Annotated in this window: 12 protein-coding genes; 5 read left to right on the top strand and 7 right to left on the bottom strand. The window is 74.5% G+C overall.

From position 1 onward, the window contains the following. Nucleotides 1–8: 8 nt before the first annotated feature. Complete coding sequence (locus tag F6X68_RS13120) at nt 9–716, bottom strand: 1-acyl-sn-glycerol-3-phosphate acyltransferase (RefSeq protein ID WP_151454541.1); 708 nt, start codon at nt 714–716, stop codon at nt 9–11. Between the two features lie 277 nt (nt 717–993). Here F6X68_RS13120 and F6X68_RS13115 point away from each other — a divergent pair, with 277 nt between their 5' ends. The 4 genes from F6X68_RS13115 (at nt 994) to F6X68_RS13100 (ending at nt 5,560) form a co-directional block, all read left to right on the top strand. Further along, nucleotides 994–2,178, top strand: coding sequence for a sensor histidine kinase (locus F6X68_RS13115; protein ID WP_225852180.1), 1,185 nt, complete (start codon nt 994–996; stop codon nt 2,176–2,178). Then, nucleotides 2,175–2,846: a response regulator transcription factor gene (locus F6X68_RS13110; RefSeq protein WP_151454539.1), complete on the top strand. Its 672-nt coding sequence runs from the start codon at nt 2,175–2,177 to the stop codon at nt 2,844–2,846. Before F6X68_RS13115 ends, F6X68_RS13110 begins: the two co-directional genes overlap by 4 nt. Before the next feature lie 262 nt (nt 2,847–3,108). Beyond that, on the top strand, nt 3,109–3,960 hold the full coding sequence (locus F6X68_RS13105; protein WP_151454538.1) for a DUF308 domain-containing protein: 852 nt from the start codon (nt 3,109–3,111) through the stop codon (nt 3,958–3,960). 181 nt (nt 3,961–4,141) lie between these two features. Further along, nucleotides 4,142–5,560 carry a trehalose-6-phosphate synthase gene (locus F6X68_RS13100; protein ID WP_151454537.1) on the top strand — a complete coding sequence of 473 codons (1,419 nt, stop codon included), beginning with the start codon at nt 4,142–4,144 and terminating at the stop codon, nt 5,558–5,560. Nucleotides 5,561–5,629: 69 nt separating this feature from the next. On the opposite strand, the gene F6X68_RS13095 is transcribed toward F6X68_RS13100, so the two are convergent. From F6X68_RS13095 to F6X68_RS13070, 6 genes are all read right to left on the bottom strand, one after another. Further along, on the bottom strand, nt 5,630–6,433 hold the full coding sequence (locus F6X68_RS13095) for an alpha/beta hydrolase (RefSeq protein ID WP_151454554.1): 804 nt from the start codon (nt 6,431–6,433) through the stop codon (nt 5,630–5,632). Between the two features lie 14 nt (nt 6,434–6,447). Further along, nucleotides 6,448–7,854: an NAD(P)/FAD-dependent oxidoreductase gene (locus F6X68_RS13090; protein ID WP_151454536.1), complete on the bottom strand. Its 1,407-nt coding sequence runs from the start codon at nt 7,852–7,854 to the stop codon at nt 6,448–6,450. 91 nt (nt 7,855–7,945) lie between these two features. Next, nucleotides 7,946–8,653, bottom strand: a complete 708-nt coding sequence (locus F6X68_RS13085) for an endonuclease/exonuclease/phosphatase family protein (protein ID WP_151454535.1) — start codon at nt 8,651–8,653, stop codon at nt 7,946–7,948. A gap of 10 nt (nt 8,654–8,663) precedes the next feature. Then, nucleotides 8,664–9,611, bottom strand: a complete 948-nt coding sequence (locus F6X68_RS13080; RefSeq protein ID WP_151454534.1) for an ROK family glucokinase — start codon at nt 9,609–9,611, stop codon at nt 8,664–8,666. A gap of 76 nt (nt 9,612–9,687) precedes the next feature. Beyond that, nucleotides 9,688–10,332 carry a hypothetical protein gene (locus tag F6X68_RS13075; protein ID WP_151454533.1) on the bottom strand — a complete coding sequence of 215 codons (645 nt, stop codon included), beginning with the start codon at nt 10,330–10,332 and terminating at the stop codon, nt 9,688–9,690. Between the two features lie 31 nt (nt 10,333–10,363). After that, nucleotides 10,364–10,819, bottom strand: a complete 456-nt coding sequence (locus tag F6X68_RS13070) for an SRPBCC family protein (RefSeq protein ID WP_151454532.1) — start codon at nt 10,817–10,819, stop codon at nt 10,364–10,366. A 194-nt stretch (nt 10,820–11,013) separates the two neighbouring features. Between F6X68_RS13070 and F6X68_RS13065 the strand changes: the two genes are divergently transcribed. After that, nucleotides 11,014–12,816, top strand: a complete 1,803-nt coding sequence (locus F6X68_RS13065; protein ID WP_151454531.1) for a long-chain fatty acid--CoA ligase — start codon at nt 11,014–11,016, stop codon at nt 12,814–12,816. Nucleotides 12,817–12,887 lie beyond the last annotated feature (71 nt).

Genomic DNA, 12,887 nt, shown 5'->3' with positions numbered 1-12,887 from the left:
GCGGCCCGTCAGGCGGGGACCGGCTCGCGGGGGACCGGGCCGGCGGGCGGGCTCTTGGCCTTCTGGGCGTACATGTCGACGTACTCGCGGCCGGAGAGCTCCATCAGCTCGTACATGATCTCGTCGGTCACCGCGCGCTCGACGTACCGGTCACCGGCCATCCTGGCGTAGCGCGAGAAGTCCAGCGGCGGGCCGAACCGGATCCGCACCCGGGCGATCTTGGGGATCAGCTTGCCGGGCGGCTGGATCTCGTCGGCGTTGAGCATCGCCGTCGGGATGACCAGGGCGCCGCTCTCCAGGGCCAGCCGGGCCACGCCGGTCTTGCCCCGGTAGAGCCGGCCGTCCGGCGAGCGGGTGCCCTCGGGATAGATGCCGGCGATGCCACCGGCGCGCAGTACCCGCAGCTGGGTGTCCAGGGCCGCCCTGGCCGCCCGGCCGCCCGAGCGGTCGACCGGGATGGTGCCGGAGCCGACGAAGAACATCTTCGTCAGCCAGCCCTTGACGCCCTTGCCGGTGAAGTACTCGGCCTTGGCGATGAACGTCACCCGCCGCCTCACGACCAGCGGCGTGAAGATCGAGTCGGAGAACGACAGGTGGTTGCTGGCGAGGATCACCGGCCCGGTGTCGGGCACGTGGTGCAGCCCCTCGACCTGCGGGCGGAAGACCAGCCTCAGCAGCGGGCCGAGGAGCACGTACTTCATCAGCCAGTACAGCACCGGCGTCCTTTCCAGAGGTGGTCGCGAGGCCGCCGCGTCGCCACGGGTCGTCGTGGGCATGAGCCTACGAACCCGATGCGTGCCGCCACAACGTGATCCGGCCCGCGTGGCGCGGAGCGTCCATTCCGGACAGCCGCAGCCGGGCGGCGGGCAGCCGGCGGGCGGGCGGTGTCGCCTGTCGACGTACCGCCGCCCGTCGCGGATACGGCGCGGGGCGACGGTCGGTCGGGACACCCGTCGGCCCCGCGGGAGGACCTGCGGCACCTACGCTCGTGGTGTGCGGGTGGCCGGGGTGCGGCGGGGAGCGGGCAGGCTGGTCCGGCTGCCCCGGGCCGCCGTGCTGGACCTGCTCATCGGCGTCGCCGTCTCGGCCGTCGTGGCGGCGGCGATCACCGCGAACCTGGGCGGCGACCGGGGCCGCGACGTCCCCGCCTACCTGTTCGCCGTCGGGCTCGGCGCGCTCGTGCTCCTGCGCCGCCGCGCGCCGACCACCGTGCTGGTGGTGAGCGCCGCCGGCCTGGTCGCCTACTACGTGGCCGGCTACCCGCCGGTCGGGCTGGCCCTCCCCCTCGCCGCGGCGCTCTACTCGGCGGCCGAGGCCGGGCAACTGCGCTGGGCGGTGCTCGTGGGGCTCGGCCTGCTCGTCGTCTCCACCGCTTTCCGCACGGCGGACGGCGCGAGCGTCGCGTACCTCATCGGCTTCGAGCTGGCCTCCAGCGTCGCCATCATGGCCGCCGCGGTCGCCCTCGGCGACGGGGTCCGGTCCCGGCGGCTGCGGCGCCGGGAGCAACGGTGGCGGTTGCGGCAACTGGAACGCGACCACGCCCGGGAGGCGGCGCGCCGCGTCGAGGAGGAACGGCTCCGGATCGCCCGGGACCTGCACGACGTCATCGCCCACCACATCTCCGTCATCTCGCTGCACGCCGGCGTGGCCGACGAGGCCCTCGACGACGACCCGGCAACCGCCCGTGCCGCCCTGGGGCACGTCCGCTCGGCCACCACCCAGGTCGCCCGGGAGCTGCGCACCACCCTCGGTCTCCTGCGCGACCCGGCCGTGGCCGAGCCCCGGCAACCGGTGGCGGGGCTGGCCGGGCTGGACGCCCTGGCCGCCGGCGCGCGGGCCACCGGGCTGCGGATCGCCGTCCACCGGCAGGGCGAGCTGACCGGGCTGCCCGCCGCGGTCGACTCGACCGCCCACCGGCTGATCCAGGAGGCGCTGACCAACACCCTGCGCCACGCCGGCGCGAGCACCGTCGAGATCGACGTCGTCCGTGGCCACGGCACCCTCGCCGTCGCCGTCCGCGACGACGGCCGTGGGCAGCGCCAGGACACCCCGCGCGGGTACGGGCTCGGCGGCATGCGGGAGCGCACCGCCCTGCTCGGGGGCACCGTCACCGCCGGCAACCGACCCGGCGGCGGCTTCGAGGTACGCGCCGAACTACCCCTGGGAGGGACCACGTGATCCGGGTGGGACTCGTCGACGACCAGCACCTGGTCCGCGCGGGGCTGCGCGCGCTGCTGAACCGGGCGCCGGACATCGAGGTCGTCGGCGAGGCGGGCGACGGCGACGCGGCGTACCGGCTGGCGGTCACCGAGCGGCCGGACGTCCTGCTGATGGACGTCCGGATGCCGGGCACGGACGGCATCGAGGCCACCCGGCGGATCGTCGCCGACGAGCGGCTGACCGGCGTACGGGTCGTCGTGCTCACCACGTTCGACACCGACGAGTACGTCTTCGAGGCGATCCGGGCCGGCGCGTCCGGCTTCCTGCTCAAGGACACCGGCCCCGACGAGCTGCGGGGAGCGGTGCGGATCGTCCGGGCCGGGGAGGCGCTGCTCTCCCCCGCGGTGACGCGGCGGGTCATGGCGGCGGTGCGCGCCGGCGGGCGGGAGCCGGACCCGGCCCGGCTGGGCTCGTTGACCGCCCGGGAGCGGGAGGTGCTGGCCGAGGTCGCGGCCGGCCGGTCGAACGACGAGATCGGCGCGGTCCTGCACATCAGCCCGGCGACCGCCCGGACGTACGTGAGCCGGCTGCTGGCCAAGCTGCACGCCCGGGACCGCTCGCAGCTCGTCGTGGCGGCGTACGAGAGCGGTCTGGTGCGGCCGGGATCACCGCCCGGCCCGGGCTGACCGGCGGTCGGCGCGCTCGCCGGCACCGGCGGCCCCTCGGGCGGCACGGCGCCGCAGGCGGGCTCCGTTGAAAAACATTCAGCAAGAACGGACATAAATCCCCGGTCGCGACCTGCGGCAGGGCCTCTGACTTCGTACGCCGCGCCACAAGGCACTCCCGGAACGGGGTCCGGACGTGTCACGATTCAAGGCACGGCGTGCGGGTCGGCGCCGAGGGGGCTCAGGCGGCCGCGCCGCGGGCGCGTGATGAGGAGGATGTCCGGTGTCAGCGGGTGGGGCCCGCCGGGGACGGCGGGACAACGGGCTCGACGCGAGCGAGTACGCCATCGCCGGCGACGTGGATCCGCGCGTCGGTGAGCACCTGCTCGACGTCCTGGCCGCCGGTGGGATCGCCGCCTACCTCCAGCCCTCGGCCGACCTGAACCCGGTCACCCGCACCACCACCGTCCCGCCCCGCCCCGTCGACCGGCTCTACGTCGACCGGTCGCACCTGACGACCGCGCGGGACTACCTGACCCAGCTCGCGGACGAGACGGCCCCCGAGAAGCCCCGCGAGGACGAGCCGGACATCGAGGCCGAGTGGGCCCGTATCGTCGCCGGCTTCCACACCACCGCCCCCCGCGGTGGCGACAACCCGTGGCCCGCCGCCGAGGACGTGGACGACCCGCCCGGGCCCGCCGGCGGCCCGGTGACGCTCGGCACGCCCGACGAGCCCGCCGGGCCGACCGCCACCGACGTGCGACGGTTGCCGTACGCGGCCGACATCTCGGGCGTCTCCCTGTCGCGGGGCCGGCAGGACGAGCCGTCGCTGCTCGACGGGCTGGACACCTTCGGCGCGGACCTGCCCGACGACGAGGCGGAGGACGAGCGCTACACCCCGCCGCCGCCCCCGCCCCTGCCGCGCTTCTCGAAGTACACGGTGGTCGGGGTGCTGGCCATCGTGGTCGGCTTCGTGCTCTTCCTGTTCCCGTCGCTCTTCCCGGTGGCCGACCCGTCGGTGGTCAACCTGTTCGGGTTCACCGGCATCCTGGCCGGCTTCGTCTCGCTGATCTGGCGGCTGCGCCCCGGTGGCGACGACGACGAGCGCGACCCGGACGACGGCGCGGTGGTCTGACCGGCGACCCGTCCGCCGACTCTCCTGCCCGCATCCCGGGACGACGGACGCCCCGAGCCCGGTGCGCAACACTGGTGTAACTTACTGTCAGTAGGAATACCGCTGTCCGTCACATCCCTCGCTGACTGCCCGGTTGTTCCTCCGCTGCGGCGGTCACTCCCTGCTGATCGGAATGCCCGAGATGCGACAGAGTTCCCTCGTGGTGGTGGCCAACCGCCTGCCCATCGACGACAGTGTGGCGCCCGACGGTGCCTGCGAATGGCGCCGCAGTCCCGGCGGCCTGGTCAGCGCCCTCCATCCCCTCCTGCGACACACTCCGGCGACGTGGGTGGGGTGGGCCGGCGGCACCGGCCCGGCGCCGGCGCTGCCCGACGTGGACGGCGTCCGCATGCACACCGTTGCGCTGACCGCCGACGACCTGCGCGACCACTACGAGGGCTTCGCCAACGCCACCCTCTGGCCGCTCTACCACGACTCCGTGGAACAACCGGAGTACCACCGCAGCTGGTGGGAGGCGTACCAACGGGTCAACCAGCGGTTCGCCAAGGCCACGGCCGACGTGGCCGAGCCCGGCGCGGTGGTCTGGGTGCAGGACTACCACCTGCAACTGGTGCCCGGCCTGCTCCGGGAGCTGCGGCCGGACCTGCGGATCGGCTTCTTCCTGCATGTGCCGTTCCCACCGCCCGAGCTGTTCATGCAGCTCCCGCGCCGGGCCGAGTTGCTGCGCGGGATGCTCGGCGCCGACCTGATCGGCTTCCAGCGCTCCCAAGCCGCGCACAACTTCGCCCAACTGGTGGCGAAGGTGCTGGACGTCCCCGCCACCGACCGGCGGATCACCGTCGACGACCGGGTGGTCCGGATCGGTGCCTTCCCGGTCTCCATCGACACCGCCGAGATGGCCGCGCTGGCCGCCCGGCCCGACGTCGCCGACCGGGCCAGCCGGCTGCGCCGCGACCTCGGCAGTCCCGAGCAGGTGATCCTCAGCGTCGACCGGATGGACTACACCAAGGGCATCGAGCAGCGGCTCAAGGCGTACAGCGAGCTGATCGCCCACGGGCACGTCAAGGTGCGCGACACCGTGCTCGTGCAGGTGGCGGTGCCCAGCCGGGAACGGGTCGGCCAGTACCAGATCCTCCGGGAACGGGTGGAGCGCGAGGTCGGGCGGATCAACGGGGAGTTCGGCCGGGTCGGCGAGCCGGCGATCCACTACCTGACCCAGCCGTTCGACCGCGCCGAACTGGCCGCGCTCTACCGCGTCGCCGACGTGATGGCGGTGACCCCGCTGCGCGACGGGATGAACCTCGTCGCCAAGGAGTACGTCGCCGCCCGGGTGGACGACACGGGCGCGCTGCTGCTCAGCGAGTTCGCCGGCGCCGCCGCCGAGCTGCCGCAGGCGTACCTGGTCAACCCGCACGACCTGGAGGGGCTCAAGCAGGGGCTGCTCGCGGCGCTGCGGGCGGGCCCGGACGACCTCGGCGCGCGGATGCGGGCCATGCGGGCACACCTGCACCGGCACGACATCCGCGCGTGGGCCCGCTCCTACCTCTCCGCCCTCGACGAGAGCGGCTCGCTGCTGACCCGACTGGGCGCCGCCGGCTGAGGCCGCCGGCCCGGCCCGGGGCGGTCAGGGTCGGCTGGTCGGTCACGTTCGGCCGGTCGGGCCGGGGCGTCAGGGCCGGCCGGTCGGCGCGGGGTCCTTCTCCAGCCAGTCCAGGATCGCGTCGACCGGCTCCCGCCACCGGGCGTCGAGCATCATGTCGTGCCCCATGCCGGGGAAGAGCAGCGGGGCTGAGCCGTACCGCCGGGCCGCCCGGGTCAGCGCCGACGACGGCACGATCCGGTCGTCGGGGCTGCCCAGCACCAGCACCGGCGGGTCGCCCACCGCCGGCTCGGCGGCCCGCCCGGTCAGCAGCTGCCACTGGGCGCGCCGGCCGGCCCGCCCCAGCCGGCCCGCGTAGCCCCGGGCCTCCGCCTCGGGCAGCTCCCGGCTGAACAGCTGCCGGCGGTGCAGCCGCAGCGGCCCGCCGAACACCGCCGGCAGCGTGCCGACCGGATTGCGGCGCAGCGCCGCCCCGAACGTCGCCCAGCCGCCGAACACCGGCGCGACCAGCACCGCGGCCCGGGCCGGGTAGCGGGCCAGCGCGTGGGCCACCACGAGCGCCCCGGCGCCGTGCCCCACCAGCACCGCCTGGCGCGGCAGGCCCGCCGCCACCTGGGTCACGTCGTGGGCGTACGCCCGCAGCGTCGCCTCCGGCGCCGGCCCGCTGTCGCCGTGCCCGCGCAGGCTCAGCGCGTACGCCGGGAAGCCCCGGGACGCGGCGTGGCCGAGCCAGTGCTCGGCGAACGCCCAGGCGCCGTGCCCGAAGCCCGGTACGAAGAGCAGCGGCGGACGTCCCTGTTCCACCTCGGGGGTCGCGCCGAGCACCTCACGCCGGACCGGGCGGACCGGGCGGGCCCACTCCCGCCCGCGCATGATCCGCACCTGACTCACTGTTCCTCCAGGTCGTGGAGCGCACGTTGGACCGCGCGCAGGTAGTCGGCGTGGCCCACCTCGAACCAGTGCCGGCTGCTGTCCTTGACGGGCCCGGCGTAGCGCTCCCCCGCCTTCGCCGACACCCGGGCGGCGAAGGCCGCCGCCCGGTCGGGGCGGGTCACGCGCAGCCGCAGCAGCCGGGCGAAGAGCACCGACTGCCAGTGCGACAGGGGGAAGATGCCCGAGTCCGGCTGCACCAGCCCGGCCACGGCCAGCGTGGGACGACCGGGGACGAAGGCGTTCAGCCAGAGCTTCGGGCGGCCCTCCCCCGCGTCGTCGCCGAGCACCTTCGGGTCGAGGAACTCGAAGCGCGGCAGGTACCCGGTGGCGAAGACGACCAGGTCCGGGTCGATCTCCCGGCCGTCGGAGAGCTCGACGGCGTACGGGTGGAAGCGGACGACGTCCGGCACCGGCGCGATCCCGCCGTGGCCCACGTAGTAGACGAGCTGGCTGTTGGCGATCGGGTGCGTCTCGTAGACCCGGTGGTCGGGCTTCGGCAGGCCGAACCGGGTCAGGTCGCCGACGGTCAGCCGCAGCGTCCAGTGGTAGAGCCACTGCCGCACCCGCAGTGGCACGCGCAGCGCCAGCAGCGCGTCGTTGACCTGGTCGGCGGGGCGGCCGAGGACGTACTTCGGGGCGTACCAGTAGCCCCGGCGGGTCGAGTGCCAGCAGCGCGACGCCTGCTGGGCGGCCTCGACGGCGATGTCGCAGCCGGTGTTGCCGGCGCCCACCACCAGCACCCGCTTGCCGCGCAGTTGCGCCGGGTCCTTGTAGGACGAGGCGTGCATGACCTCGCCTCGGAACTCCTCCAGCCCCTCGTAGCGGGGCAGCTTCGGCGACCAGTTGTGGCCGTTGGCGATCACCACGGCCGCGTAGCGGGAGGTGCGTTCCGGGCCGTAGCCGCCGGTGCTGCGGGTGGTCACGTCCCAGCGGTCACCGGCCACGGGCTCCACCCGGACGACCTCGGTGCCGAACCAGATGTGCCCGCGCAGGTCGAAGTGGTCGGCGTACCGCTCGAAGTACGACAGCAGCCGGCTGTGGTGCGGGTAGTCCGGCCAGTCGTCCGGCATCGGGAAGTCGGGGAACTGGGTGAACGGCCGCGACGAGATCAGGTGCGTGCTCGCGTACACCGGGCTGCGGTCGTGCCGCCAGTTCCAGGCGCCGCCGACGCCGGTCTCCCGCTCGTAGCAGTCGACGCCGAAGCCGTGTTCCTTCAGGTTCTTGATCGCCGTCAGACCGCTGGCCCCCGCGCCGACGACGCAGACGGTGTCGCCCCGGTCGGAGACCGGCCGGCCGTCGCGGGTCAGGGCGAGAGTGCTCGCCTCCGGGTCGGGCCGGCCGTGGTCGGTGGAGGTGGACACCGGGATCTCCTTTTGTGCGGCACGAGTGCCGGGTCGCGCAGCATCCTCTCCACAACGGAGCGGGTTGTCCAGCCCCGGCCGCGACGGACGGTCAGTCGGCGGCCGGCAGCAGCAGGTCGACCAGGACCGGGAAGTGGTCGCTGGCGCGGCGGGTCTGCGGGGTGTCCACCACGTCGTAGTCGACCACGGTGATCCTCGGATCGACGAAGAGGGCGTCGATGCGCCGCCGGGGGTCCGCGCAGGAGTAGGTGAGCCGGTCGGCCCGGTCCATCGCCACGGCGGCGTCGGACAGCCCGCGCGCCACAGTGGCCCAGGCCGGCCCGTCCGGCCCTTCGTTCAGGTCGGCCGCGGCGACCACCGGGCTGGTGGCGGCGTCCAGCTCGCGCTTGAACAGCGCGGCCTGCGCGGGCCGCTCGGCCGGGTCGGTGGACAGGTGCGACCCGGCCAGGGTGAACCGGGCCGCCCCGGCGACCACGCACTCGGCGTACGCGGCGCCGCGCAGGTGCCGGCCGGGGGTGAGCGGGAAGCGCTGGCAGCGGTCGGCCACCACCCGCACCCGCAGGCTGGTCAGCAGCAGGTTGCCGAGCGCGGGCAGCCCGCCGGCGGCCACCACCAGGCCGAAGGACTCCGCCAGCGCCGCCGACTTCTGCCGCCACCGGAACCGGCGCGGGCCCTCCTGCACGATCACCACGTCCGGCCTGGCGTCGCGGACCACCGCCGCCAGCGCGGCCGTGTCGTCGCGCTGGCTGTGGATGTTGTACGACACGACGCGCAGCGGCACGCCCGAACTCTGCGTCACGGTCACCGCCTCAGATCCGGCGGGCCAGGTCGGCGGCGCCGATGACGCCGGCGGTGTTGCCCAGCTCGGCCGGGCGGATCTCGGCGACGGGGAGGCGGCTGCGCTGGGCGAGCGCGTCGGCGAACGACCGGCGGGTCGGCCCGAGCAGCAGGTCCCCGGCCTCGATCACCCCGCCGCCGACGACGAGCACCTGCGGGTCGAGGATCTGCGCCATGTCGGCGAGGCTGGTGCCGAGCCACCGGCCGACCTGCGCGAACGCCTCGGTGGAGACCGGGTCGCCGGCCTGCGCGGCGGCGGTGACCATGGGCCCGGTGACCGCCTCGGCCTCGCCGCCGGCCAGTTCCAGCAGGCCGGTGGCGCGGTGCGGCTCCTGCCGGGCGGCGGCGCGGGCGAACCGGACCAGGGCGCTGCCGCTGGCGTACTGCTCGATGCAGCCGAGCCGGCCGCAGCCGCACTGGTGGCCGTCCGGCACCGTCAGCATGTGGCCCAGCTCGGCGGCGATGCCGTTGGCGCCCCGCAGCAGTTCCCCGCTGAGCACGATGCCGCCGCCGACGCCGGTGCCGATGGTGAACATGACCATCGAGTCGTCGGCCTCGCGGGCCGCGCCGTAGCGGAACTCCGCCCAGGCCGCCACGTTGCCGTCGTTCTCCACGATCACCGGCAGGCCGGTGGCGGCGCTGACGTAGTCGCGCAGCGGCTCGTCCCGCCAGGCCAGGTTCGGGGCGAACAGCACGGTCGAGCGGCTGGCGTCGATCCAGCCGGCCGCGCCGATGCCGACCGCCTCGATCGCGTGCCCGGAGGCCAGCTCGCGGACCAGTTCGATGATGACGTCGCGGGTCTTGGCGACGTCGTCGGCGGGGGTGTCCCGTCGGGCCTGCACGAGGACCGTGCCGGCGGCGTCCACGACACCACCGGCCACCTTCGTGCCACCGACGTCGACTCCGATGGTCAGCGTCACCGCCGCCACTCCCCTCTGCTGTGCTGCCCGCACCGGCGCCGGCGGACGACCGGCGCGTGGTCGGGATGTGCGTTGGTCAGGCCCCGTCGCCCGGGGGTTGTCCGCCCTCGTCCCCCGGTGCCCGGGACGTGGGGACCACGGGCCCGTCGGTGGACGTCCGGACGGTCCCCGGGGCGGCCTGCCCGGCGACGTCGACGGGCGGTACGGCGGCCGGGGCGGCCTCGTCCTCCGCCCGCGTGGCGGCGGACCAGACGTCCCGTTCCGGTGCCGGCTGAGAATCATGCCCGCTACGGGTGGCCTCGCGCCACACGTGGTCGTCCCCGCCACCCGGAGCCGGGGTGGCCGCCGGCCCGGCGGGGGCGTCGGCGGAGGGCTCGGGCGGGGTGAACGCGCGCAGCAGGCTGGCCACCCCGGCGGCCAGGTCGCCCGCGCCGGTGGCGAGGCGCTCGGCGAACTCGGGACTCGGATCGCGCAGGGCGGCGATGCCCCGGCAGACCGGGCAGACGCAGCATTCGGCCGCGCCGGTGGCGAAACCGCCCGCGGGCGGCCCGGCCGACGCACCCGGGCTGCCGCTGTGACCGAGGACACTCGACACGATCCCACCGAGCGGACCCCACTGGCCGCCCTTCGAGCCGGCCGCGGCCAGCCGGGCGGCGGCCAGCGCCGTGGCGACCAGACGTTCGGCCTCTTCCCGGGCCGAACCCGGATCCGTTGCACCCATGGTCGGCTCCCCTACCCTGCCGCGGGACGCGTCACTGCGCCGCACCGGATGCTTCTACCCGGCGCTTGAGCTGCTTCAACGCGGTATCCATGATCATTTTTTCGGCCTTGCGGCGGAACATGCCGAGCATCCCGACGGAGAGCTCGACCTCCAGGGTGTAGGTCACCGTCGTGCTGCCGTCCTGGTTGCCGTCCAGGTCGTACGAGCCGCGCTGGAACTTCTGCATCTTCGAGGGCGCCACCAGGTGCCACTCGATCCGGGAGAGGTCCTCGGCGTACTCGTAGGCCAGCACGTACTCGTCGGCCAGCACACCGGCGTCGATCGTGAAGCGGACCTGGCTGGCGTAGCCGTCCTCGTACTCCTCGATCACCTCGACCCGCCGCATCGCCTCGGTCCACTCCGGGTAGCTCGGGAAGTCGCAGATGACCGCCGCCACCCGCTCCGGTGACGCGCCGACGACGATCGACTGGGTGGAGGTGTCCGCCATGCAGGGAGGCTACCCGGCACCGGCGGCGCCCACGCCGCGCCGCCCCCGGCACGCCGGATCGAAGCGTCCGGCGGCGACCGGCGGGCAGCCTGGGCGACCTGCCTTTTCGCCCCGGCCGCCGAGGCGGGTAGGTTTCGACGGAGCCGACCCGTGGTGGCGGCCCGCCCGGCCAGTGTGAGCACGAGGGAGTGCAGGTGCGCGAGTTCTCCGTCCCGCCGATCGTCACCATCGGCGACGCGGCCAACCTCACCGACCCGGTCTGGGACAACGCCGAGGCCGCCCCGGACGCGGTCCAGTTCGTCCGCCCCACCGGCGCGGGGGAAACCTGGGCCGACGTCACCTGCCGGCAGTTCCGCGACGAGGTCGTCGCCGCGGCCCGGGGCCTGGTCGCCGCCGGCGTCCAGCCCGGCGACCGGGTCGGCCTGATGAGCCGCACCCGCTACGAGTGGACGCTGCTGGACTACGCGATCTGGGCGGCCGGCGCGGTCACCGTGCCGATCTACGAGACCTCCAGCGCCGACCAGACCGCCTGGATCCTGTCCGACTCCGGCGCGGTGGCCTGCGTGGTGGAGAGCAGCGCGCACGCCACCCTGGTCGCCGGCGTCCAGGACCGGCTGCCCGAACTGCGGCACGTCTGGCAGATCGACCTCGACGCCGTGGCCGAACTGGTCCGGGCCGGCGAGGCGGTCGACCCGACGGAGATCGACCGGCGGCGGGCCGCCGTCCGCGCCGACGACCTCGCCACCGTCATCTACACCAGCGGCACCACCGGCCGCCCCAAGGGCTGCGTGCTGACCCACCGGAACATGTACGCCGACATCGCCAACGCCGTGCCGGTGCTGCCCAACCTGTTCCGGCCGGGCGCCTCGACCCTGCTCTTCCTCCCGCTGGCGCACGCCTTCGCCCGGCTCATCCAGATCGGCGTGGTGCAGGCGCGGGCCACGATGCGGCACTGCGCGGACACCAAGAACCTGGTCGGCGAGTTGCAGGAGTTCCGTCCCACCTTCGTGCTCTCGGTGCCCCGGGTGTTCGAGAAGGTCTACAACGGGGCCAAGCAGAAGGCCGAGGCCGACGGCAAGGGCAGGATCTTCGCCCGCGCGGAGCAGGTCGCCATCGCGTACAGCGAGGCGCTGGAGACCCCCGGCGGCCCCGGCCTGGCCCTGCGCGTCCAGCACGCGCTCTTCGACAAGCTGGTCTACCGCAAGCTGCGGGCGGCGCTCGGCGGCCGGTGCCGCGACGCCATCTCGGGCGGTGCCCCGCTCGGCGCGCGGCTCGGCCACTTCTTCCGCGGCATCGGCGTGAACGTGTGCGAGGGCTACGGCCTGACCGAGACCTCCCCCGCCGCCGCCGCGAACCTGCCCGACGCCACCCGGATCGGCTCGGTCGGCCGACCGCTGCCGGGAGTCACCATCCGGATCGACGACGACGGCGAGATCCTGATCGCCGGCGATCTGATCTTCAAGGGCTACTGGCGCAACGAGGAGGCCACCGCCGAGGCGCTCAGCGCGGACGGCTGGTTCCGCACCGGCGACCTGGGCCAGCTCGACGACGACGGCTTCCTGAGCATCACCGGCCGGAAGAAGGAGATCATCGTGACGGCCGGCGGCAAGAACGTCGCCCCGGCCGTGCTGGAGGACCAGGTCCGGGCCCACCCCCTGATCAGCCAGTGCGTGGTGGTCGGCGACCGGGCGCCGTTCATCGCCGCGCTGGTCACCGTCGACGAGGAGGCGCTGCCGCGCTGGCTCGCCTCGGCCGGCCTGCCCGAGGACACCCCCGTCGAGAAGCTGCGCGACCACGACGGGCTGCGCGCCGAGATCCAGGGTGCCGTCGACGCCGCGAACCAGGCGGTCTCCAAGGCCGAGGCGATCAAGGTGTTCCGGATCCTGCCCCGCGACTTCACCGAGGCAACGGGCGAGCTGACCCCGTCGCTGAAGGTCAAGCGGCAGGTGGTGCACAAGTCGTACGCGGCGGAGATCGCCGACATCTACCGGGCCTGACTACGATCCGTCACGTGCCCGCCGACGTCCCCGCCGACGGTGGCCACGGCGGCGACCTGGCTCGCGGCCAG

Source organism: Micromonospora sp. AMSO12t, assembly GCF_008806585.1.
Lineage (GTDB): Bacteria > Actinomycetota > Actinomycetes > Mycobacteriales > Micromonosporaceae > Micromonospora > Micromonospora reichwaldensis.
Note: the sequence above shows the minus strand (reverse complement) of the source record. Positions and strands in the feature narration are given on the sequence as shown.

Bases quoted from the DNA above. Each gene is read 5' to 3' on its own strand.
- F6X68_RS13100 (WP_151454537.1), top strand. From the start codon at position 4,142: ATGCGACAGAGTTCCCTCGTGGTGGTGGCCAACCGCCTGCCCATCGAC.
- F6X68_RS13095 (WP_151454554.1), bottom strand. From the start codon at position 6,433: ATGCGCGGGCGGGAGTGGGCCCGCCCGGTCCGCCCGGTCCGGCGTGAG.
- F6X68_RS13075 (WP_151454533.1), bottom strand. From the start codon at position 10,332: ATGGGTGCAACGGATCCGGGTTCGGCCCGGGAAGAGGCCGAACGTCTG.
- F6X68_RS13070 (WP_151454532.1), bottom strand. From the start codon at position 10,819: ATGGCGGACACCTCCACCCAGTCGATCGTCGTCGGCGCGTCACCGGAG.